This window comes from Streptomyces sp. NPDC048018, from assembly GCF_043202995.1.
Classification (GTDB): Bacteria; Actinomycetota; Actinomycetes; order Streptomycetales; family Streptomycetaceae; genus Streptomyces.
Genome location: NZ_JBIDBK010000016.1, coordinates 1 through 21060 on the forward strand (window position 1 = coordinate 1; position 21060 = coordinate 21060).

Genomic DNA, 21060 nt, shown 5'->3' on the forward strand with positions numbered 1-21060 from the left:
CGGCCGGCCCGTGGGACTCCGGTCAGCGTAAGGCCGAGCGGGCCCGCGCGGTCTCCGCCGACAGCCGAGGTGGCGCACATCACGCCGGCGCCCCCCCCCAGGCGGCCCCCCCCCCCCCCCCCCCCCCCCCCCCCCCCCCCCCCCGGGGGCCCCCCCCCCGGGGGGGGGGCCCCCACGCCGGGGGCCGTCCCCGACTGCCGGATGGACCGGCGGCTACTTGCCCTTGCCGCCCTTGTCCTTGTCCTTGTCTCCGCCGGAGCCCATGGACTCGTAGATCTCCTTGCACATCGGGCACACCGGGTACTTCTTGGGGTCGCGCCCCGGTACCCAGACCTTGCCGCAGAGTGCCACCACGGGAGTGCCGTCGAGGGCGCTCGCCATGATCTTGTCCTTCTGGACGTAGTGGGCGTAGCGCTCGTGGTCGCCGTCACCGTGGGACACCTGCGGCGTCGGCTCGACGAGGGTTCCCGTACCTGCCCCGCGCTCGGGCTCGAGAGTGCTCATGCGCTCCAGGGTACTGAAAGACACGGGGCCCGGGCGCCCGCCCGGCCCGCCTCAGTTGAGCGAGGGATCGTCGGGGTACGTGGCGACCATCGCGAGGTCACCGCGCTGGCGGCGGAGGACCTGGCGCCAGAGGGTCTCGGGGCGGGGGGAGGAGACGTCGCCGGGCTCGGACTCCACGACGTACCAGGCGCCGTCGCCGAGCTCGGTCTCCAGCTGTCCCGGCCCCCAGCCCGCGTAGCCGGCGAAGATGCGGAGGGCCCCGATGGCGGGTCCGAGGAGTTCGGGCGGGGTCTCCAGGTCGACCAGTCCGATCGCCCCGTGCACCCGCCGCCAGCCCAGCGGACCCTCGTCGCCGGGGATCACGGCGAGGCCGAGGGCCGCGTCGAGGGAGACCGGACCGCCCTGGAAGACGACGCCGGGTTCCCCCGCGAGGTCGGCCCAGGGCGCGAGGATGTCGCCGACGGTCACGGGGGTCGGCCGGTTCAGGACCACGCCGAGGGAACCCTCGTCGTCGTGGTCGAGCAGCAGGACGACCGCGCGGTCGAAGTTCGGGTCCGCCAGCGCGGGCGTGGCGACCAGCAGTCGCCCTGTGAGCGAGGACACCTCGGTCATGCGACACATGATCCCGCATCTTCGGCGATCGCGGGGGTTGTCCGGCCGGGTCCGGGGTAGGCGTCCGCCACCGCAGGTCAGCACCGGCTCCCGGCGAGTGATCGGAGACAAGTGGACGGTGACGCTCCGCAAGATCACGGGAACGGAGGGTGTTGTGCCGAATTCATTACGTTCGCGGGGCACCCTCAGCCATACAAGTGGGGTCTCCTTGACCCTTACCCTTTTCTCTGGCCACCCGACCGACGACCCGGAACGCGAGATTCATGACCGGCACAGACAGCCATGATGTACTGCTCGTCCATGGCGGAACCCCGCTGGAGGGCGAGATCCGCGTCCGCGGCGCGAAGAACCTCGTGCCCAAGGCGATGGTCGCCGCACTGCTCGGCAGCGAGCCGAGCCGCCTGCGCAACGTGCCCGACATCCGTGACGTCCGCGTCGTGCGCGGACTGCTCCAGCTGCACGGTGTGACGGTCCGCCCCGGCGAGGAGCCGGGTGAGCTGATCATGGACCCGACGCACGTCGAGTCGGCCAACGTGGCCGACATCGACGCCCACGCCGGCTCGTCCCGCATCCCGATCCTCTTCTGCGGCCCCCTGCTGCACCGTCTGGGGCACGCCTTCATCCCGGGCCTGGGCGGCTGCGACATCGGCGGCCGGCCGATCGACTTCCACTTCGACGTGCTGCGCAAGTTCGGCGCGACGATCGAGAAGCGGGCGGACGGGCAGTACCTGGAGGCCCCGCAGCGCCTGCGCGGCACCAAGATCGCCCTCCCGTACCCCTCCGTCGGCGCGACCGAGCAGGTGCTGCTCACCGCCGTGCTCGCCGAGGGCGTCACCGAGCTGTCGAACGCGGCCGTGGAGCCGGAGATCGAGGACCTCATCTGCGTGCTGCAGAAGATGGGCGCGATCATCGCCATGGACACCGACCGGACCATCCGGATCACCGGTGTCGACAAGCTCGGCGGCTACAACCACCACGCCCTCTCCGACCGTCTCGAGGCGGCCTCCTGGGCCTCCGCGGCGCTCGCCACCGAGGGCGACATCTACGTGCGCGGCGCACAGCAGCGCTCGATGATGACCTTCCTCAACACGTACCGGAAGGTCGGCGGCGCCTTCGAGATCGACGACGAGGGCATCCGCTTCTGGCACCCGGGCGGCTCGCTCAACGCGATCGCCCTGGAGACGGACGTGCACCCCGGCTTCCAGACCGACTGGCAGCAGCCGCTGGTCGTCGCGCTGACCCAGGCCGCGGGCCTGTCCATCGTGCACGAGACGGTGTACGAGTCGCGGCTCGGCTTCACGTCCGCGCTCAACCAGATGGGTGCCCACATCCAGCTGTACCGCGAGTGCCTGGGCGGCTCGGACTGCCGCTTCGGCCAGCGCAACTTCCTGCACTCGGCGGTCGTCAGCGGCCCGACCAAGCTGCAGGGCGCCGACCTGGTCATCCCCGACCTCCGCGGCGGCTTCTCGTACCTGATCGCCGCCCTCGCGGCCCAGGGCACGAGCCGGGTCCACGGCATCGACCTGATCAACCGCGGCTACGAGAACTTCATGGAGAAGCTCGTGGAGCTCGGCGCCAAGGTCGAGCTTCCGGGAAGCGCGCTCGTCTGACCCGACGACGGACACGGCCCCCGGACCCCTGCGAGGGGTCCGGGGGCCGTGTCCGTCGCGTGCCCGTCCGGCGCTCCCAGCGGCCTCCTGAGGGCACAGGAGAGGGCGGCCACCCCCTGACAGGGTGGCCGCCCTCTCCGCTCGCCTCAGGCCGCCTGAGCGGCCTCAGCGCGCTGCCTGCAGGCCCTTACTTGCCCTTGGCGGCTTCCTTGAGCTTCGAGCCCGCGGAGACCTTCACGCTGTAGCCGGCCGGGATGTTGATCGGGTCGCCGGTCTGCGGGTTGCGCGCGGTGCGAGCGGCACGGTGGGTGCGCTCGAAGGTCAGGAAGCCGGGGATGGTGACCTTCTCGTCACCCTTGGCGACGATCTCGCCGACGGTCTCGGCGAGCGCGGCCAGAACGGCGTCGGCGTCCTTGCGGGTCACCTCGGCACGGTCGGCCAGGGCGGCCACCAGCTCACTGCGGTTCATTTCGTTACTCCCGTGTTTCTTCTTGCCTGTGAGGCGGGTTGCCTGTGAGGCGGGCCACGCGGCGGGGCCGCATGATGGGCACTGCGAAGCCGATGCTGCCAGGGCCCTCGGACAGTGCCCGGACCCGGGTCTGGTGCCAGACCCTCGCGCCCAGACCGCATCCTGCCCCCACCAGCGGCGGGAACGCCAATCCGGCACCCTCCGGGGTCACACGAAAAGCGCCGGTGCCCCGCGGTGGTGACGTAGCGTCGACTCCCCACGAACCGTGCGGAGCCGGACTACCACCCTAAAGGCGGGTTTGGGGTCCGGCGACCCGCGACACGCGCCGCGGACCGCCTCCCCACCCGTCAGACCAGCGTGGAGGAACCGTCGTTGGCACCCGCGCCGGCGGCCTTGGCCGCGGTGCGGACGGCCCCGGCGACGGCTCCCGCGACCTTGTCGTTGAAGACCGACGGGATGATGTAGTTCGGGTTGAGCTCGTCCTCGGTGACGACGTCGGCCAGGGCGCTCGCGGCGGCCAGCATCATGTCGGTGTTCACGGTGCGCGACTGCGCGTCCAGCAGACCGCGGAAGACACCCGGGAAGACCAGCACGTTGTTGATCTGGTTCGGGAAGTCGGAGCGGCCGGTGGCGACCACGGCGGCCGTCTGGCGGGCGATCGCCGGGTCGACCTCGGGGTCGGGGTTGGCGAGCGCGAAGACGATCGCGCCCTCCGCCATGGCGGCGACGTCCTCGGCGCCCAGCACGTTCGGTGCGGAGACGCCGATGAAGACGTCGGCGTCGACGACGGCCTGCTTGAGGGTGCCGGTGACGCCCTCCGGGTTGGTGTTGTCGGCGATCCAGCGCAGCGGCGAGTCGGGCGTGGCGTCGACCAGGTCCTCGCGGCCGGCGTGGACCACCCCGTGGATGTCGGCGACGACGGCGTGCTTGACGCCGGCCGCGATGAGCAGCTTGAGGATGGCCGTACCGGCGGCGCCGGCCCCGGACATGACGACCCGTACGTCGCCGATGCCCTTGCCGACCACGCGCAGGGCGTTGGTGAGGGCGGCGAGCACGACGATGGCCGTGCCGTGCTGGTCGTCGTGGAAGACCGGGATGTCCAGGGCCTCGCGCAGCCGGGCCTCGATCTCGAAGCAGCGGGGCGCGGAGATGTCCTCCAGGTTGATGCCCGCGAAGCCGGGGGCGATGGCCTTGACGATCTCGACGATGGCGTCGGTGTCCTGGGTGTCCAGGCAGATCGGCCAGGCGTCGATGCCGGCGAACCGCTTGAAGAGGGCGGCCTTGCCCTCCATGACGGGCAGGGCGGCCTTCGGGCCGATGTTGCCCAGGCCGAGGACGGCGGAGCCGTCGGTCACGACCGCCACGGCGTTGCGCTTGATGGTGAGGCGGCGGGCGTCCTCGGGGTTCTCGGCGATCGCCATGCACACCCGGGCCACACCCGGGGTGTAGACCATGGACAGGTCGTCACGGTTGCGGATGGGGTGCTTCGACGCCATCTCGATCTTGCCGCCGAGGTGCATCAGGAACGTACGGTCGGAGACCTTGCCGAGGACGACGCCCTCGATGGTCCTGAGCTGCTGGACGATCTCGTCCGCGTGCGCCGTGGACGTCGCGGCGATGGTGACGTCGATACGGAGCTTCTCGTGGCCGGAGGCGGTCACGTCGAGGCCCGTGACGGAGCCGCCGTGGGTCTCGACGGCCGTGGTGAGCTGGGAGACCGCGGTGCCGCTCGCGGGCACCTCCAGGCGGACCGTCATCGAGTACGAGACGCTGGGCGCCGTTGCCATGGCCGTGTTCCTCTTTCCCTAGCTTCGTTGCTACGCCGGCCCGGCTGGTTGCCCGGCGGCGCCCTCCGATCGTCGCACCTACCTGCGGGTAGCAGGTAATACGGTCATTTCGTTTTCGGAAAGTAGTTTCCACCATACGAGAGACCGAGGGGAAACAGAAGAGGCCCCCGTCACCCGAAGGTGACGAGGGCCTCCACACGTGAGCGGCACCGACCCGCCATGCTCGCCTCGCGGCAAGTGGTCCCTCTGAGGGACGAAGGTTGGGCCCGGGGGCTTGGATCGAGCCGGTGCCACGACCAGGCTAACAAACCGCCCCGGCAAGTGATTCCTCCGGCGCGAGTTGACCGGAAATCAGTCCCGCAGCAGGTCCGGCACCCCGTCGGCGTCCGGCAGGTCACGGTCGCCCGCGACCACGGTGAGGGCCTGCGTGGAGCGGGTCAGCGCCACGTAGAGCACCCGCAGACCGGCCGGCGACTCGTCCGCGATCTCCGCGGGCGAGACCACCACCGTGGCGTCGTACTCCAGCCCCTTCGCCTCCAGGGAGCCCAGCGCCACCACCCGGTCGCCGAGCCCGGCGAGCCAGCGGGCGGCCTGCGCGCGCCGGTCCATGGCGACGACGACGCCGACCGTGCCGTCCACCTCGGAGAGCAGCCGCTCGGCCTCCGACCGTACGGTTTCGGCCAGCCGGCTCTTGTCCTCCACGGCGACGAAGCGGGGTTCGACGCCCGTCGAGCGGACCGCCCTCGGCGACTCCTTGCCGGGCATCGCGAGCGCGAGGACCTTGGCGGCGAGCTCGGCGATCTCGGCCGGGTTGCGGTAGTTCACGGTGAGCTCGAAGCGGCGGCGCGGGCGGGTGCCCAGGGCCTCGTCGCGGGCCGCGGCGGCCTCGTCCGGGTCGGACCAGGAGGACTGGGCCGGGTCGCCGACGACCGTCCAGGTGGCGTGCCGGCCGCGGCGGCCGACCATGCGCCACTGCATGGGCGTGAGGTCCTGCGCCTCGTCGACGATGACGTGGGCGTACTCGGTGCGTTCGGCGGCCAGCCGCTCGGCCCGCTCGCGCTGGGTCTCCTCGCGCACCGGCATCAGCTCCTCCAGGCCGGTGAGCTGGTCCAGCGGGTCGTAGGAACGCTTCTTGCGGGGCCGGGCCGGCGTGCCGAGGAGCATGGCCAGCTCGTCGAGGAGCGCCACGTCGTGCACGGAGAGGCCGGGGCGGCGCAGCGAGCGGGCGAGCCGGCGCACCTCGCCGGGGTTGAGGATCCGGCGGGCCCAGCGCCCGAGACGCTTCTCGTCGCCCATGGCCTCCAGGACCCGGCGCGGGGTGAGCTCGGGCCACCAGGCGTCCAGGAACGCGAGGAAGGAGTCCTCGGTGGACACGTCCTCGTCGAAGGAGGAGCGCAGTTCGGCGGCGAGCTCGGGGTCGCTGTGCCGGCCGGCCGCGCCGGACTTGGCGTACAGCGCGTCGAGCAGCAGCCTGCGGGCGCGCGGGCGGAGCAGGTTGACGGGGGCGGTGCCGCCGAGGACGTTGTGGCGGATGCGCCTGAGCTCGTCGGCACCGAGCTCCAGGCGGCGCCCGAAGGCGACGACGCGCAGCAGGGTCGGGGTGCCGGCCGGGGCCCGGGGGGCCTCGTCCTCGTCCCCCTCCCCCAGCGCGAGCTGTCCGCCGTCGGCGGCCGGCCGGGGCGCGGGCGTCTCCAGGGCGCCGCGGGCCGCCTTGCGCAGGACGGCGACCATCCGGGAGGAGCCCTTGATCCGGGAGACGGCGGGCTCGTCGTACGCGTCGGCCTCGGCGCCGTCGACCAGCGAGCCGAGGGCCCGGATGGCGACCTGGCCCTCCTCTCCCAGCGAGGGGAGCACGCCCTCGGTGTAGGAGACCAGCAGCGGGGTCGGGGAGACGATCAGGATGCCTCCGGAGTAGCGCCGCCGGTCCTGGTAGAGCAGGTACGCGGCACGGTGCAGCGCCACGGCGGTCTTGCCGGTGCCCGGCCCGCCCTCGACGTACGTGACGGAGGCGGCGGGGGCGCGGATGACCAGGTCCTGCTCGGCCTGGATGGAGGCGACGATGTCGCGCATGGTGTGGCCGCGGGCCTGGCCGAGCGCGGCCATGAGGGCGCCGTCACCGATGACCGGGAGCTCCTCGCCGTCGAGGGTGGCCGTGAGCTCGGGGCGCATCAGGTCGTCCTCGACGCCGAGGACCTGGCGGCCCTTGGAACGGATGACGCGGCGCCGGACGACCCGGCCGGGGTCGACCGGCGTGGAGCGGTAGAAGGGCGCGGCGGCGGGGGCGCGCCAGTCGATGACGAGCGGGGCGTAGTCGGCGTCGAGGACGCCGATGCGGCCGATGTGCAGGGTCTCGCCGATGTCGGCGTACTGGCGGGCGCCCTCGGTCCGCACGGCGTCCTCGGCGGGCTCGACGGAGGTGTAGGCGCCGTCGGGCCCCTTCTTGCCGTCCTTGCCGAAGAGCAGGTCGATCCGTCCGAAGAGGAAGTCCTCGAACTCGTTGTTGAGCCGGTTGAGGTGGATTCCGGCCCGGAAGACCTGGGCGTCGCGTTCGGCGAGGGCGCCGGGCGTGCCGACCTGGCCCCGCTGGGCGGCGTCGTTCATCAGGAACTCGGCCTCGTGGATCTTCTCTTCGAGACGTTGGTAGACCCGGTCCAGATGTTCCTGTTCGACACCGATCTCGCGGTCTCTGACCGTGTCGACGGCTTCCTGCGCGGCCACCTGGCCCCCTTCTCACGTGCACTGAGCAGCCTTCGAGGCTACGCCACCGGGGGGCGCCGTGTCAGGCCTGGTCGCGGGTGGGCCGGGGGTGGGCGGCGCGGTGCCGGGCGGCGCGGGCCCGGTTGCCGCAGACCTCGCTGGAGCACCAGCGCCTGCGCCGGCCGCGGGAGGTGTCGAGGTAGCAGCGCCGGCAGCCCGGTCCCTCGCAGCGGCGGAGCAGGGCGCGGGCGGCCGGATCGGTGAGCAGGTCGACCGCGTCGCGGGCCACGGCGGCGAGCAGGGCACGGCAGTCGGGCTCTCCGCCGAGGGTGCGCACGAGAACACCGGATCGAGTGCGTACGGCGCGGGGCGCGGGTGGCGCGGAGGCCGCGGCGAGGGCGTTGAGGAGCTCCAGGGCGGCGGGCCGGGCGGGCCGGGCCTCGACCTGGCCGCCGACGAGCTCGGCGACGCAGTCGCGCAGCTCGCGGAAGCCGGCGAGCCAGCGTGTGTCGAGAGCGCTCAGCCGGGTGCCGGGCGGGACGAGGCCGGTGGCGCGGAGGAAGCGGGCGAGGGCCTCGGGGCGGTCGAGGGGCTCGTCGGTGAGGTCCAGGCAGACGCGTCCGGAGCGGAACCGCACTGTCATGCCCCTGCCACCCCCTGAGCCCGGAACGTCTCGTCCAGAGTGCCCGCGGAAGGGGCGGGTGGCCAGGCCGTGTCCGGCGGATCACGCCGGGTGCGCGCCGCCCCCGCGCGGGGGCGGCGTGGCGGAACAGGCCGGCCCGGGCGTACGGGGGAGCCGCCCGGGCCGACCGGGAACCGGACCGCTCGGGGGAGGGCTGTCCGGTTGTCCGGGTGCGTCCGTGCAGGTCAGCACGGGGCCCCCACAGCATTAACGTTCAACTGTTTATTATCTACGGACTGTTTTTCCTACCAATTCACACACGGACTTATCGCGGGGGGTGCGGTGAACAAGACGGCGCTACGGGCGCTCCTCAAGGAACGCCGCGAGCTGATCGCCCCCGAGGCCCACGGCCTGTCCCGGCCCACGGGCCGCGGCCGCCGCGCCCGCGGGCTGTCCCAGCACCAGGTCGACGAGCTCACCTGCCGCGCGGTCGACACGTACAACCGCCTGGAGACCGGCCGCTACCCGAACCCGCCCGTCGACTACCTGCGGCAGGTCGCGCGCCTGTTCGGCCTCAACGAGCAGGAGTGGGTCCTGCTCTGCCGGTACGCGGGCATCGGCGACCCGCCCGGTCCCCTGCACGCCTCCTCCGGCCTGGAGGTCCCCGGCGTGTGGCAGGAGGCCGTCGACGGCATCGGCCACATGGCGTACGTGACCGACGCCTCCTGGAACCTGATCGCGCACAACCGGCACTTCGCCGACCTCTACCCGGGCGGCCGGGCCCCCGCGAACACGATGCGCTGGATGCTCCTGGACAGGCAGGCCCGCGAGACGACGATCATCGACTGGCACAGGGTGTGGGCCCCGCTGATCCTCCCCCAGCTGCGCGCCGCCCTGGCCGTGCGCGGCGAGGACGAGACCCTGCGCGGCATCGAGCGGGAGGTCCGCGCCGACCCCGACCTCGGCCCGCTGTGGGCGGCCGGGGGCGTCACCGTCCACCCCGACGGCGACGAACGCCCGCTCCGCCACGCCCTCCTGGGCCCGGGCCACGTCAGCATCTGCGCGGCCCAGCCCCTCACCGCCCCCGGCGCCCGCCTGATCATCATGATCTTCCGCCCGGGGCTGCAGAAGTCCCACCCCCGGGCGCCGATGCTGCGGGCCCGGTGACGGCGCGGATCACTGCGGGACCGGCTCCGGGGGCCGCCGGAGCGGGCGTACGGCGCCGTGGGGGCGTGGACGTTCGCGTATGCCGGTGCGACGCCGGACCATGTCCCGCGTTCAACCCCCGCTCTTGAATGCAGACATGACACAGAGCAGCAGGGACGGAAAGGGCGCCGGGGCGGTCCTCGGCGCGGCGACGGCGGCGACCGGACTGGTCGCGGGGATCTGGTTCGCGTACGGGTGCTCGGTGATGCCGGCCCTCGCGCGCAGCGACGACCGGGTCTACGTCGAGGTGATGCGGAACATCAACGACGTGATCCAGAACCCGGTGTTCTTCACGCCGTTCTTCGGAGCGCTCCTCCTCACGGCGGTGGCCGCCTGGCAGCACCGCGCCGGCCGCGCCCGCGGCTGGACCTGGGCCGCCCTCGCGCTCTACGCGGCCGTCTTCGCCGTCACGTCGGCGGCGAACGTCCCCCTCAACGACGCCCTCGCCGCGGCCACGGATCCCGGCCGGGCCCGCGCCGCCTTCGAGGGGCCGTGGGTGGCCTGGAACCTCGTCCGCGCGGTGCTGACCGCGGCAGGGTTCGCCTGCCTCCTGCGCGCCACGGCCGTGCGCGGCCGCGGCCGGCGGGACGGCCACGACACCGCGTACGACGCGCCCCGCCGCGGGACGACGAGGCCCTAGACGCTCACGCGCGGGGCCGGGAGACCCCTGGACCCCGCCTCGGGCCCCGTTCCTCGGCCCCGGGGCCCCTACGCGCCCGGGCTCCCCTCCTCGGTGCCGTACTTGGTGTCCGCCACCGGGTCCAGCGCCAGCCGGTAGCCCCGCTTCACCACCGTCTGGATCAGCTTCGGGGTGCCCAGGGCCGTCCGCAGCCGGGCCATCGCCGTCTCCACCGCGTGCTCGTCGCGGCCCGCGCCCGGGAGGGCGCGGAGGAGTTCGGGGCGGGCGACGACCCAGCCGGGGCGCCGGGCGAGCAGGCCGAGGAGGGCCATGCCGGCCGGCGGGACCGGCCGCAGGGCGCCGTCGACGAGGACCGCGTGGCCGCGGATCTCGATCCGGTGCCCGGCGACCGGCAGCACCCGCGCCCGGGCGGGCAGTTCCCGGCCGAGCAGCTGCACGAGCGGGCCGAGCCGGAAGCGCTCGGGCTGGTGGGTGTCGACGGCGAGGGCCTGCAGCGGCAGCGCCGTCACCGGGCCCACGCACACCGCGAGCACATCGTGCCGCAGGGCCGTCAACAGCTCGTCGAGCAGACCGCGTTCGCGCGCCCGGTCGATGAGCGAGGCGGCGGCCGGGGCACTGGTGAAGGTCACCGCGTCCAGCCCGCGGGACACGGTCGCGTCGAGCAGCCGGTCGAGCGGGCCGATGTCCTCGGGCGGCATCCAGCGGTAGACGGGAACGGACACGACCTCCGCCCCGCCGGCCGTCAGCGTCTCCAGGAAGCCGGGCAGCGGCTCCCCGTGCAGCTGCAGGGCGATCCGCCGCCCGGCGACGCCCTCGTCGAGCAGCCGGTCGAGGACCTCCGCCATCGACTCCGACGACGGCGACCAGCTCTCGGTGAGCCCGGCCGCCCGCACCGCGCCCTTCACCTTGGGCCCCCGGGCGAGGAGTTCGACCCCGCGGAGCCGGTCGAGGAGCTGCTCGCCGTATCCCCATCCGTCGGCCGCCTCGACCCAGCCGCGGAAGCCGATCGCCGTGGTGGCGACGACGACGTCCGGGGCGTGGTCGATGAGGTCCTTGGTGGCGGCGAGCAGTTCGGTGTCGTCGGCGAGCGGCACGATCCGCAGCGCGGGGCCGTGGACGACACCCGCGCCCCGGCGGCGCAGCAGCGCGATCAGCTCGTCCGCGCGCCGTGCCGCCGTGACCCCGACGGTGAAGCCCGCCAGGGGGCCCTGTTCCTGCTGCTCGTCCATGTCGTGCTCGCCCCTGTCGTCCTCGTCCCTGTCGGCCGAGCGTGCCGGGGCCGCGTGTCGGTCTCGGTTCACGCGTATTTCCTGGTCGTTACGGCGTGCGGGCCCACCGTGAATCACACCTCGGCGGCTTCGCGCGCACCGGCGCCGGTCGGCTCGGCACCCGCCGCGGTGTCGGGAACGGGCGCCACGGCGGTGGGCCGGCGAAGGTATACCGCCCAGGTGACGAGCATGCACGCCCCGTAGAACACGAGGAAGGCGACGAAGGCGCCCGTGCCGGAGCCGACCGTGAGGAAGGACTGGCGGAAGGCGAGGTTGATGCCGAGGCCGCCGAGCGCGCCGACCGCGCCGATGAGGCCCATGGAGGCGCCGGAGAGCCGCCGCCCGTACGCCTCCGCCGCCTCGCCCGACAGGCCCTTGCGGTGCCCCTGGGTGAGGAAGATCGCCGGGATCATCTTGTACGTGGAGCCGTTGCCGAGGCCGCTGAGCGCGAAGAGCGCGATGAAGCCGACCAGGAAGATCCCCAGGGACGCGACGACGGACGCGTAGAGGACGACCCCGGCGGCGACGCTCATCGCGGCGAAGGTGGCCAGGGTGATGCGGGCGCCGCCCTTCCGGTCGGCGAGCGCGCCGCCGACCGGCCGGACGAGCGAGCCGAGCAGCGGGCCGACGAAGGTGAGCGAGGCGGCCTGCAGCGGGGTGCGGCCGAACTGGGTCTGCAGGACCAGACCGAAGGCGAAGCTGTAGCCGATGAAGGAGCCGAAGGTGCCGATGTACAGGAAGGCCATGATCCAGGTGTGGCGGGACCTCACGGCGTCCTTCACGGCGCCGGTGTCGTTCCTGACCGGGGCCAGGTTGTCCATGAACAGCGCGGCGCAGACGGCGGCCACGACGATCAGCGGCAGGTAGACACCGAGGACGATCCTCGGGTGCGCGGCCCCGGCGGTCCCGATGACCAGCAGGCCGACCAGCTGCACGACGGGGACGCCGATGTTGCCGCCGCCCGCGTTCAGGCCGAGCGCCCAGCCCTTCTTCCGCAGCGGGAAGAAGGCGTTGATGTTGGTCATCGAGGAGGCGAAGTTGCCGCCGCCGACCCCGGTGAGCGCGGCGACCAGCATGAACGTGCCGTACGAGGTGCCCGGCTCCATCACCGCGTAGGCGAGGCCCGTCGGCAGCAGGAGCAGCAGCGCGCTGCAGACGGTCCAGTTGCGCCCGCCGAAGCGGGCGACCGCGAAGGTGTACGGGACCCGGACGAAGGCGCCCACCAGGGTGGCGGTCGCGATCAGGAAGAACTTGCCCGCCGGGTCGACTCCGTACTGCGGTCCCATGAAGAGCACCATGACGGACCACAGGGTCCAGACGGAGAAGCCGATGTGCTCGGCGAACACCGAGAACCACAGGTTCCGGCGCGCGACGCGCTCTCCCCCCTCACGCCAGAAGGTCTCGTCCTCCGGCTCCCACCGTTCGATCCAGCGGCCGCCCATGTCGTACCTCCACGGTGTCGTGTGTCTGTGCCACGGTGTCGCGTGTCTTTGCGGTGACGCTAGGAAAGCCTCGTTTCAGCGCGGTGCCGGGAGGTGACGGATGCGGAACCTTGCTCTCACCCGGCGCTCGGGACTGCTGTGAGCGCCCCCAGGTCCTCCCCGTCCGGCAGCCAGGAACCGGCCGGGCGCTCGTACCAGCCCTCCTGCGCGGAGAGCTCGGCGGCGGCCCGGCGCAGGGCGTCGAGGCCGGGGTGCCGCAGCCCCCTGCGCCAGACGAGGCTCACCGGCGACAGCGGTACCGGGTCGACGAGCGGCCGCAGGACACTGCCCGGCATCGGAGGGAAGTCGACCACCGCGAGCACCGGCGTCGGGGTCTTGGCCATGACCCGGCGGAACTCCTCCCTCCCGACGACGAGCGGCGCGGGCGGCGCGACGCGGATGCCGTGCCCGGCGAAGAGCCGCGCGGCGAGCTCGGTCCACTCGGGCGTACGGTCGTTGCCCGCGCCCGCGTAGACGTCACGGCCCGCCAGGGCGGCGAGCGGGACCTCGGGCAGCGCGGCCAGCGGGTCGCGCTCCGGAAGCAGCACGGCCATCGGCTCGTACCGCACGAACTGCGCCTCCAGCCGGGTCCGCAGCCCGGGCGCGAGCCCGCCGTAGCGCCCGAAGGAGGCGTCCAGGCGCCCGGCCAGGATCTCGTGGACGGCGCCGGTCAGACCGCTCTCGTAGCGGGCCATCAGCTCCAGCTCGGGGGCGAGTTCACGGGCCCGGTGCACGACGCGCTCGTGCCCGAGGCCCGCGCTGTTGAGGTCCACGAGCAGCGGGCGGGGCTCGCCGCGGAAGGCGTCGGCGAGTTCGTCGTGCGCGGCGAGCACCGCGTGCGCGTACGGCAGCAGCCGCTCGCCGTCCGGCGTCAGCGAGACCTGCCGTGTGGTCCGCACGAACAGCTCGGCGCCCAGCTCCCGTTCGAGCCGCCGGATGTCCCGGCTGAGCGCCTGCTGGGCGACGAAGAGCCGCCCGGCGGCGCGGGTGAAGTGCAGTTCCGCCGCAACGGCGACGAAGGCGCGGAGGAGGCGGGGATCGAGGTCGTACGAGGAGGCCACGGCCGGTATCCAACAACACAGGTGCGTGAATCACCATCGAACAGGTGTTGGACCGCGCGGGGCCCGCCCACGGACGCTTGTCCCATGCCCCACCCGGACACGACACAGACAGCGCAGACAGCACTCGCGGCCCGCCAGGCACAGGCAGCACAGGCAGCACAGGCAGCCCACGCCGCTCCCGAGGCCCGGGAGACACGGGTGCCCCGTAGGGCCGCCAAGACCCGTGAGACACCGCTGCCCCACAGCGCTCCCGGGCCCCGCGAAGCCCCCGCCGGGCCCGCCGCCGTGGCCACGACCCCCGCCAATCCCTACCGCCGGCTCTTCGCCGTCCCCGGCGCGCGGGCCTTCACCCTCGGCAATCTGATCGCCCGGCTGCCCGCGGGCATGTTCAGCGTCAGCTCCGTCGTCATGATCGCCGGGGCCTACGGCTCCTACGCCCTCGCCGGCGCCGTCAGCGCGGCCGGCCTGGTGGCCGGTGCGCTGACCGCGCCCTGGATCGCCCGCCTCGTCGACCGCCACGGCCAGGCCCGTGTCGCCGTACCCGCCACCGTCTGGGCGGTCCTCGGCCAGCTGACCCTGCTGCTCTGCGCCCACGCCCAGGCCCCCGCCTGGGCCCTCTTCGCGGCCACCACGGCCTCCGCGACCGCGCCCAACACCGGCGGCATGTCCCGCGCCCGCTGGGCCCACCTCCTCAGGGACGACCCGGACGCGCGCCACACCGCCAACGCCTTCGAACAGGCCGTCGACGAGCTGTGCTTCATGCTCGGCCCGGTCCTGGCCGCGTTCCTCTGCTCGGCGCTCTTCCCGGAGGCGGGCACCCTCGCCGCCGCCACCCTCTTCCTCACCGGCGTCCTGCTCTTCGCCGCGCAGCGCGCGACCGAGCCCCCGATCGCCCCGCGCACCACGGCCGGCTCCCCGCTGCGCGCCCCCGGCATGCCGGCCCTGCTCGCGGTCTTCCTGGCCACCGGCGCGGTCTTCGGCTCGATGGAGGTGGTCACCCTCGCGTACGTCGACTCCCCGGTCGCCGGCCCGATCCTGGCCCTCCAGGCCACGGGCTCCTGCGCCGCCGGCCTGGTCTACGGCCACGCCCGGCGCTCGGCCGGTCTCGCGAGCTGCCTGGCGGCGATGGCGGTCCTGATGACCCTGCCGCTGCTCGCCGCGCTCAGCGGCTCGCTGCTCCTCCTCGCGGGCGCGCTCCTGGCGGCGGGGACGGCGACCGCCCCGACGATGGTCACGGGCATGACCCTGGTCCAGCGGCTCACCCCGGCGGCCCAGCTGAACGAGGGCATGACCCTTGCGGTGACCGCCCTCCTCGGCGGCATCGCCCTCGGCTCCGCCTCCGGCGGCTGGCTCGCCGACCACGCCCCGGCCACGACGTACGGCTACCTGATCCCGCCCCTGGCGGCGGCGACCGCACTCCTGGTCCGGAGCATGACGCAGGCCCGGCGGTCGTCGAACGACCACCGGGCCTGCGCCCACATGGGATGAGGTGTCCGAGCGAGGCAGGGCCTCCTCGGACTCTCGGTGGAGATGGCGGGAATCGAACCCGCGTCCAACGGTGCGGAATCAGGGCTTCTCCGTGTGCAGTCTGGTACGAGTTTCTCAGCCCTCCGGATCACCCAGACAAGTCCGGAACGGGCTCAGTCACTGTTGGATTTCCCTCTTCACCCCGTGACCGGGATCAAGGTTTAGTTCCCTGGATGATGCCAGGATCCGGGTCGGGAACAGCCCCGGGCTGACACTTCGCAAGTCGCTACTTAGGCAGCGAGGGCGAAGGAATCGCGCTTGGTGTTGGCGATTATTGGTTTCGGCGCGTGGTTAACGAGATCATTGCCGCTTCCTCGACACGCTTCCCCTGCTTCGACATCCGCTGTCGAAACCGATCATCCCCATGTTGATTTTTCAATCCGCGCACCCTCTGTGGGGTGCGTGGTCCATCGTACGTGACCAACGCGCACGGTTGCCAGCGCATTCCGGCGACGGTCGCCAGGAGGGCTACCTGGCCTCCGCCGCACGCTGCCGGCGACGGGCCGCCGCGATGGCGCGGCTCGCCTCACGGGTGTCCTGCTTCTCCTTCAGCGTCTGCCGCTTGTCGAACTCCTTCTTGCCCTTGGCCAGCGCGATCTCGCACTTCACCCGGCTGCCCAGGAAGTACAGCGCGAGCGGCACGATCGTGTGACCGGTCTCGGAGGCCTTCTGCTCCAGCTTGTCGATCTCGGCGCGGTGCAGCAGCAGCTTGCGCTTCCGCTTCGCCGAGTGGTTGGTCCAGCTGCCCTGGGTGTACTCGGGCACGTGGATGTTGTGCAGCCAGGCCTCCCCGCCGTCGATGTGGACGAAGCCGTCCGCGAGCGACGCCCGGCCCATGCGCAGCGACTTCACCTCGGTACCCATGAGCACGACGCCGCACTCGTAGGTGTCGAGGATGTGGTAGTCGTGCCGCGCCTTCTTGTTCTGCGCGATGAGCTTGCGCTCCGGCCCCTTGTCCTGGGCCTTCTTCTTCGCAGGCTTTCCCTGCACGTTGACGAGTCCCTTAGCCATAGTGCGGTCATTTTCGCACTACGGGGCCCCTCCGAGGCCACTCAATACCGTGCGGGCCCGTTCCTCGGCCCGGTCCCCGACCGCTCCGCCGACCGCGACGTCCGGGGTGATGCCGCGGCCGTCCACCGCGTGCCCCGCGGGAGTGCGGTAGTGGCCGACGGTGAGCTCGGCGACGGAACCGCCGGGCAGGGCGCTGGGCATCTGCACGGACCCCTTGCCGAAGGTGCGCGAGCCGACCGTGACCGCCCGGCCCCGGTCCTGCAGGGCGCCGGTGAGCAGCTCCGCCGCACTCATGGTGCCGCCGTCGACCAGGGCCACCAGCGGCCGTACGGTGTCGCCGCCGCCCGCCGCGTACACCGCGCGCTGCTCGCCGTCGACGTCGTAGGTGGCGACGAGGCCGCCGTCGAGGAAGGCGGAGGCGGCGGTCGCGGCCTCGGCGAGCAGTCCGCCGGAGTTGCCGCGCAGGTCGAGCAGGACGCCGGCGCCGGGCGGCGCCTCGCGCACGGCCGTCCGCACCCGCTCGCCGGTGCCCTTGGTGAAGGCGGCGACCCGGATGAGGACCGTCCCGTCGTCGTAGCGGCGCACGGTGACGGGGTCGGTGGCGAGCCGGGCCCGGCGCAGGGTCTGGGTCCAGGTGGCGCGGCCGCGTTCCAGCCGCAGGGAGACGGTGGTGCCGGAGACGCCGCCGCCGCGCAGCAGGGAGACGACCTCGGAGACGGAGAGCCCGCCGACCCGGCGCCCGTCGACGGCGGTGAGCCGGTCCCCGGGGCGCAGTCCGGCGCGCTCGGCGGGTCCGCCGGGCTGGACGCGGCTGATCTCGACCCGGTCCGGGGCGGCCTTGCGGGCGGAGAGCCCGACTCCGGTGTAGGCGCCGTCGAGGGCCTGCTCGAACTCGGCGTACTCCCGCTTGTCGTAGACGGCGCCCCAGCGGTCGCCGCTGCGGCTGACGAACTCCTCGGCGGCCTTCTTGCCGGACTTGCCGTCCGCGATGGCCTCGGCGGCGGCACGGGCGAGAGCGGCCCGGTCGACGGTGGCGCGGGTGGCCACGGGGGCCGGGGCGGCCTCGGCGGCGTCCTCACGGCGGGGCAGCGAGCCGGTGGCCGCGGCGGTGCCGAGCACGCCGGCGAAGAGCAACGTCAAGGCGGCCCCACGGAGAACTCCGCGGGGCCGTCGACAGAATTCGGGGCCGACACCGGCACGCATGTCGCCCACTCTAGGACAAGCGCATGGCGTCGCACGGCGGTTGGCCGTACGACGCCATGGGTGGACGTCGAGTGAACTGTCACACCTTCAGGTACTTGCGCAACGCGATAAATGCCGCCAAGGCGGGCATCAGGAGGCCGATCGCGATGACGAGCGGCAGCTTGGCGAGGACCGCGTCCCAGCCGATGAAGTTGACCAGCTGCATCTTGTCGGCGAGGGCGATGCCGTGGTCGATCAGGAAGTACCGGCCCACGAGCAGCATCACGCAGGCGACGGCGCCGCCGAGGAGACCGGCGAAGGCGGCCTCCATGATGAACGGCATCTGGATGTAGAAGTTGGTCGCGCCGACCAGCCGCATGATGCCGGTCTCGCGGCGCCGGCTGAAGGCGGAGACGCGCACGGTGTTGACGATCAGCATCAGCGCGATGACCAGCATCAGGCCCATGACGCCGAGGGCCGCGATGTTCATGCCGTTCATGAGGTCGAAGAGGTTCTGCAGGATGTTGCGCTGGTCCTGCACGGACTCGACCCCGTCGCGCCCGGCGAAGGCGGTGGCGACGACCTTGTACTTCTCCGGGTCCTTGAGCTTGACCCGGAACGACTCCTGCATCTGGTCCGGGGTGACGACCGACGCGATGGCGGTGTCGCCGTACTGCTCCTTGTAGTGCTTGTAGGCCTCGTCGGCGGTCTCCTGGTGGACCGACTCGACGATGTCCATCTTCCTCAGATCGGCCTCGATCTGCTCCTTCTGCTGGGCGGTGACGGCACCCTTGGCGCACTTGGCCGAGGTGGCGCCGTCACTCTTGTTGCAGAGGAAGATGGAGACGTTGACCTTGTCGTACCAGTAGTCCTTCATCGTGCTGACCTGCTCGCGCATGAGCAGGGCGCCGCCGAAGAGGGCGAGCGACAGGGCCACGGAGACGATGACGGCGAAGGTCATCGTCAGGTTGCGCCGGAGACCGACCCCGATCTCCGAGAGCACGAACTGAGCGCGCATGTGTGTGTATCCCCTACTCGCTCAGTGCTGGTAGCCGTAGACGCCGCGCGCCTGGTCGCGGACGAGGCGGCCCTTCTCCAGCTCGATCACGCGCTTGCGCATCTGGTCGACGATGTTCTGGTCGTGGGTCGCCATGACGACGGTGGTCCCTGTCCTGTTGATGCGGTCGAGCAGCTTCATGATGCCGACGGAGGTCTGCGGGTCGAGGTTGCCGGTGGGCTCGTCCGCGATCAGCAGCATCGGGCGGTTCACGAAGGCCCGGGCGATGGCGACGCGCTGCTGCTCACCGCCGGAGAGCTCGCCCGGCATGCGGTCCTCCTTGCCGCCGAGGCCGACCAGGTCGAGGACCTGCGGGACGGCCTTGCGGATCTCGCCGCGGGGCTTGCCGATGACCTCCTGGGCGAAGGCCACGTTCTCCGCGACGGTCTTGTTGGGGAGGAGGCGGAAGTCCTGGAAGACGGTCCCCAGCTGGCGCCGCATGTGCGGCACCTTCCAGTTGGACAGCCGGGCGAGGTCCTTGCCCAGGACGTGGACCTGCCCCTGGCTGGTGCGCTCCTCGCGCAGGATCAGCCGCAGGAAGGTCGACTTTCCGGAGCCGGAGGAACCGACGAGGAAGACGAACTCCCCCTTCTCGATCTCCAGGGAGACATCCCGGAGCGCGGGGCGGTTCTGCTTCGGATAGGACTTGGAGACGTTGTCGAATCGGATCACGGATGCACCACGGTCGGCCGGGAGTAGGTGTGCGTGACCATACGCGAACGGGGATGGCCCGCGCAGTCGCGGTCCGGGCTTGTGTGCTTTATCCTTTTCATCCCTCCGATCGCGGTTCCGTGGGGCGCGCCGAAAAGCCGCGGAGCTGGCACAGTGGTAGGGGAACGCGCGGCTCACCCGGAGCGTTCTTCCGGTGAGGACCCCCGTGCGGGAGGAGGAGAGCGCATGACCTATGACCGTCTGGTGTGCGCCAACTGCGCGGCCCCCGTCGCGGAGGGCCGCTGTCCCGTCTGCCGCGCGAACCGCGAGCGACTGCCCCAGCCGACCGGGCTGACCCCGGCGATGCTGCTGACCCTGGTGATCGCCCTGGTGGCGACGATGGCCCTGCTGGCGGCCCTGAAGGGTACGTAGACCGCCCGAGCAGCACGAGAAGGGCCCGGATCCCCCCGAGGGGTTCCGGGCCCTTCTGTACGTCTCCGCGGACCGCGCCGGCCTTCGTGCGGGGACGTCTAGACGTCTACGCGGCCCTCACGGACTCAGACAGCGGTACGCCCGCCGCCGACGAGACGCGGCAGGAAGCGGAAGCCGATGCCACCGGCGATCATGGTGGCGGCGCCGATGATCAGGAACGAGGTCTCGGCGGCGCCGGTCTCGGCCAGCTCCTCCTTGGCCTTGCCCTGCTCGACGGGCTGCGAGCCGGCGTTGTTGGTGCCCGGGTTGTTGTCGACGCACTCGGCACCGTCGAGGTCGACGGTGCAGGTGCCGGCGCCGCCGTTGCCGGAGCCGCCGGTGGTGGCGGTGCCGCCGTTGTCGCCGGAACCGCCGTTGTCGCCGGAACCGCCGGTGGTGGCGGAACCGCCGGTGGTGGCGGTGCCGCCGGTGTTGCCGGTGCCGCCGTTGTTGCCCGTGCCGCCGTTGTTGCCGGTGCCACCGTTGTTGCCGGTGCCACCGTTGTTACCGGTGCCACCGTTGTTGCCCGTGCCACCGTTGTTACCGGTGCCACCGTTGTTGCCCGAGCCGCCGGTCTCATTGCCGCCAGTCTCGTTACCGCCGGTCTCGTTGCCGCCGGTCTCGTTGCCGCCGGACTCGTTACCGCCGGACTCGTTACCGCCCGACTCGTTACCGCCCGACTCGTTACCGCCCGACTCGTTACCGCCGGACTCATTGCCGCCCGACTCGTTACCGCCGGTCTCGTTACCGCCGGTCTCGTTACCGCCCGACTGGTTACCGCCGGACTCGTTACCGCCCGACTCGTTACCGCCCGACTCATTGCCGCCGGTCTCGCAACCCAGCGGGTCGGTCTCGCAACCGTCGTTCTCGCCGGTGATCTCGACGGTGACCCCGCCGGTGATCCCGGCCGCGGAAGCCACACCGGCGACAGTGAGCGACGCGCCGGCCGCGATCACCGCACCGGCCGCAACGCGCGCAACGCGAATCCGCGTCTTCTTCGTCATCTGGCTGCTACCCCCAGTAGCTCAAATCGTCTGTAGAGCTGCGCTCGGGGCTGCGGACACCAGGGGCCGTCACACGCACCGGACTCTCCCCCGTTCACACGCGCCCCAGACATACGCATGCCGCGGGTCACCCTTTCGAGTTTCCGATGGCTCGTCAAGGTCGTTGCGCGTGCGATGACCGAAAGATCCACTTCTGCCCG

At 72.3% G+C, this 21060-nt stretch carries 19 protein-coding genes and 1 other RNA gene; 5 read left to right on the forward strand and 15 right to left on the reverse strand.

The features are described 5' to 3' along the window. Positions 1–213: 213 nt before the first annotated feature. The gene (locus ACGF1Z_RS34050) at positions 214–504 is read right to left on the reverse strand and encodes a DUF3039 domain-containing protein (protein ID WP_037879418.1); all 291 of its coding nucleotides are present in this window, start codon (positions 502–504) and stop codon (positions 214–216) included. Between the two features lie 51 nt (positions 505–555). Beyond that, positions 556–1116, reverse strand: coding sequence for a YqgE/AlgH family protein (locus tag ACGF1Z_RS34055; protein WP_393010267.1), 561 nt, complete (start codon positions 1114–1116; stop codon positions 556–558). 263 nt (positions 1117–1379) lie between these two features. Between ACGF1Z_RS34055 and murA the strand changes: the two genes are divergently transcribed. Next, the gene (gene murA / locus ACGF1Z_RS34060) at positions 1380–2726 is read left to right on the forward strand and encodes a UDP-N-acetylglucosamine 1-carboxyvinyltransferase (protein ID WP_393010269.1); all 1347 of its coding nucleotides are present in this window, start codon (positions 1380–1382) and stop codon (positions 2724–2726) included. Positions 2727–2913: 187 nt separating this feature from the next. On the opposite strand, the gene ACGF1Z_RS34065 is transcribed toward murA, so the two are convergent. The 4 genes from ACGF1Z_RS34065 to ACGF1Z_RS34080 form a co-directional block, all read right to left on the reverse strand. Then, the gene (locus tag ACGF1Z_RS34065) at positions 2914–3195 is read right to left on the reverse strand and encodes an HU family DNA-binding protein (protein ID WP_003968811.1); all 282 of its coding nucleotides are present in this window, start codon (positions 3193–3195) and stop codon (positions 2914–2916) included. Between the two features lie 347 nt (positions 3196–3542). Beyond that, a complete protein-coding gene (locus ACGF1Z_RS34070) occupies positions 3543–4982 on the reverse strand; it encodes an NAD-dependent malic enzyme (RefSeq protein ID WP_393010271.1) in 1440 nt (479 codons plus the stop codon). Positions 4983–5333: 351 nt separating this feature from the next. After that, positions 5334–7700: a HelD family protein gene (locus ACGF1Z_RS34075; protein ID WP_393010273.1), complete on the reverse strand. Its 2367-nt coding sequence runs from the start codon at positions 7698–7700 to the stop codon at positions 5334–5336. Between the two features lie 61 nt (positions 7701–7761). Continuing rightward, positions 7762–8322, reverse strand: coding sequence for an ABATE domain-containing protein (locus tag ACGF1Z_RS34080; protein ID WP_393010275.1), 561 nt, complete (start codon positions 8320–8322; stop codon positions 7762–7764). A 321-nt stretch (positions 8323–8643) separates the two neighbouring features. On the opposite strand from ACGF1Z_RS34080, the gene ACGF1Z_RS34085 reads away from it, so the two are divergent. Then, a complete protein-coding gene (locus tag ACGF1Z_RS34085) occupies positions 8644–9468 on the forward strand; it encodes a helix-turn-helix domain-containing protein (RefSeq protein WP_393010277.1) in 825 nt (274 codons plus the stop codon). Positions 9469–9604: 136 nt separating this feature from the next. Beyond that, positions 9605–10147, forward strand: coding sequence for a DUF1772 domain-containing protein (locus ACGF1Z_RS34090; RefSeq protein WP_393010279.1), 543 nt, complete (start codon positions 9605–9607; stop codon positions 10145–10147). Positions 10148–10215: 68 nt separating this feature from the next. Here the strand turns inward: ACGF1Z_RS34090 and ACGF1Z_RS34095 are convergent, their stop codons facing one another. The 3 genes from ACGF1Z_RS34095 to ACGF1Z_RS34105 all read right to left on the reverse strand — a co-directional run bounded on the left by ACGF1Z_RS34095 (position 10216) and on the right by ACGF1Z_RS34105 (position 13957). Continuing rightward, complete coding sequence (locus ACGF1Z_RS34095; RefSeq protein ID WP_393010351.1) at positions 10216–11376, reverse strand: uroporphyrinogen-III synthase; 1161 nt, start codon at positions 11374–11376, stop codon at positions 10216–10218. 113 nt (positions 11377–11489) lie between these two features. Beyond that, complete coding sequence (locus tag ACGF1Z_RS34100) at positions 11490–12857, reverse strand: nitrate/nitrite transporter (RefSeq protein WP_393010280.1); 1368 nt, start codon at positions 12855–12857, stop codon at positions 11490–11492. Between the two features lie 116 nt (positions 12858–12973). Beyond that, positions 12974–13957 (reverse strand): LysR family transcriptional regulator, encoded by a 984-nt coding sequence (locus ACGF1Z_RS34105; protein ID WP_393010282.1) that lies wholly within the window; start codon positions 13955–13957, stop codon positions 12974–12976. 198 nt (positions 13958–14155) lie between these two features. Between ACGF1Z_RS34105 and ACGF1Z_RS34110 the strand changes: the two genes are divergently transcribed. Continuing rightward, a complete protein-coding gene (locus tag ACGF1Z_RS34110; RefSeq protein ID WP_393010284.1) occupies positions 14156–15445 on the forward strand; it encodes an MFS transporter in 1290 nt (429 codons plus the stop codon). Between the two features lie 34 nt (positions 15446–15479). Here the strand turns inward: ACGF1Z_RS34110 and ssrA are convergent. From ssrA to ftsE, 5 genes are all read right to left on the reverse strand, one after another. Continuing rightward, positions 15480–15848: a transfer-messenger RNA gene (gene ssrA / locus ACGF1Z_RS34115) on the reverse strand. A 104-nt stretch (positions 15849–15952) separates the two neighbouring features. Then, complete coding sequence (gene smpB / locus ACGF1Z_RS34120) at positions 15953–16495, reverse strand: SsrA-binding protein SmpB (protein WP_393010286.1); 543 nt, start codon at positions 16493–16495, stop codon at positions 15953–15955. A gap of 18 nt (positions 16496–16513) precedes the next feature. Beyond that, complete coding sequence (locus ACGF1Z_RS34125; protein WP_393010288.1) at positions 16514–17698, reverse strand: S41 family peptidase; 1185 nt, start codon at positions 17696–17698, stop codon at positions 16514–16516. A 79-nt stretch (positions 17699–17777) separates the two neighbouring features. Continuing rightward, on the reverse strand, positions 17778–18695 hold the full coding sequence (gene ftsX, locus ACGF1Z_RS34130; protein ID WP_393010290.1) for a permease-like cell division protein FtsX: 918 nt from the start codon (positions 18693–18695) through the stop codon (positions 17778–17780). Between the two features lie 21 nt (positions 18696–18716). Then, positions 18717–19406, reverse strand: coding sequence for a cell division ATP-binding protein FtsE (gene ftsE, locus ACGF1Z_RS34135; protein ID WP_046910798.1), 690 nt, complete (start codon positions 19404–19406; stop codon positions 18717–18719). Between the two features lie 225 nt (positions 19407–19631). On the opposite strand from ftsE, the gene ACGF1Z_RS34140 reads away from it, so the two are divergent. After that, positions 19632–19817, forward strand: coding sequence for a hypothetical protein (locus ACGF1Z_RS34140; protein WP_376637865.1), 186 nt, complete (start codon positions 19632–19634; stop codon positions 19815–19817). 125 nt (positions 19818–19942) lie between these two features. On the opposite strand, the gene ACGF1Z_RS34145 is transcribed toward ACGF1Z_RS34140, so the two are convergent. Further along, the gene (locus ACGF1Z_RS34145) at positions 19943–20860 is read right to left on the reverse strand and encodes a hypothetical protein (RefSeq protein WP_393010292.1); all 918 of its coding nucleotides are present in this window, start codon (positions 20858–20860) and stop codon (positions 19943–19945) included. Between the last annotated feature and the right edge of the window lie 200 nt (positions 20861–21060).

Bases quoted from the DNA above. Each gene is read 5' to 3' on its own strand.
- ftsX (WP_393010290.1), bottom strand. From the start codon at position 18,695: ATGCGCGCTCAGTTCGTGCTCTCGGAGATCGGGGTCGGTCTCCGGCGC.
- smpB (WP_393010286.1), bottom strand. From the start codon at position 16,495: ATGGCTAAGGGACTCGTCAACGTGCAGGGAAAGCCTGCGAAGAAGAAG.
- ACGF1Z_RS34050 (WP_037879418.1), bottom strand. From the start codon at position 504: ATGAGCACTCTCGAGCCCGAGCGCGGGGCAGGTACGGGAACCCTCGTC.
- ACGF1Z_RS34145 (WP_393010292.1), bottom strand. From the start codon at position 20,860: ATGACGAAGAAGACGCGGATTCGCGTTGCGCGCGTTGCGGCCGGTGCG.
- ACGF1Z_RS34070 (WP_393010271.1), bottom strand. From the start codon at position 4,982: ATGGCAACGGCGCCCAGCGTCTCGTACTCGATGACGGTCCGCCTGGAG.
- murA (WP_393010269.1), top strand. From the start codon at position 1,380: ATGACCGGCACAGACAGCCATGATGTACTGCTCGTCCATGGCGGAACC.
- ACGF1Z_RS34095 (WP_393010351.1), bottom strand. From the start codon at position 11,376: ATGGACGAGCAGCAGGAACAGGGCCCCCTGGCGGGCTTCACCGTCGGG.
- ACGF1Z_RS34140 (WP_376637865.1), top strand. From the start codon at position 19,632: ATGACCTATGACCGTCTGGTGTGCGCCAACTGCGCGGCCCCCGTCGCG.
- ACGF1Z_RS34080 (WP_393010275.1), bottom strand. From the start codon at position 8,322: ATGACAGTGCGGTTCCGCTCCGGACGCGTCTGCCTGGACCTCACCGAC.
- ACGF1Z_RS34125 (WP_393010288.1), bottom strand. From the start codon at position 17,698: ATGCGTGCCGGTGTCGGCCCCGAATTCTGTCGACGGCCCCGCGGAGTT.
- ACGF1Z_RS34090 (WP_393010279.1), top strand. From the start codon at position 9,605: ATGACACAGAGCAGCAGGGACGGAAAGGGCGCCGGGGCGGTCCTCGGC.
- ACGF1Z_RS34055 (WP_393010267.1), bottom strand. From the start codon at position 1,116: ATGACCGAGGTGTCCTCGCTCACAGGGCGACTGCTGGTCGCCACGCCC.
- ACGF1Z_RS34100 (WP_393010280.1), bottom strand. From the start codon at position 12,857: ATGGGCGGCCGCTGGATCGAACGGTGGGAGCCGGAGGACGAGACCTTC.
- ACGF1Z_RS34065 (WP_003968811.1), bottom strand. From the start codon at position 3,195: ATGAACCGCAGTGAGCTGGTGGCCGCCCTGGCCGACCGTGCCGAGGTG.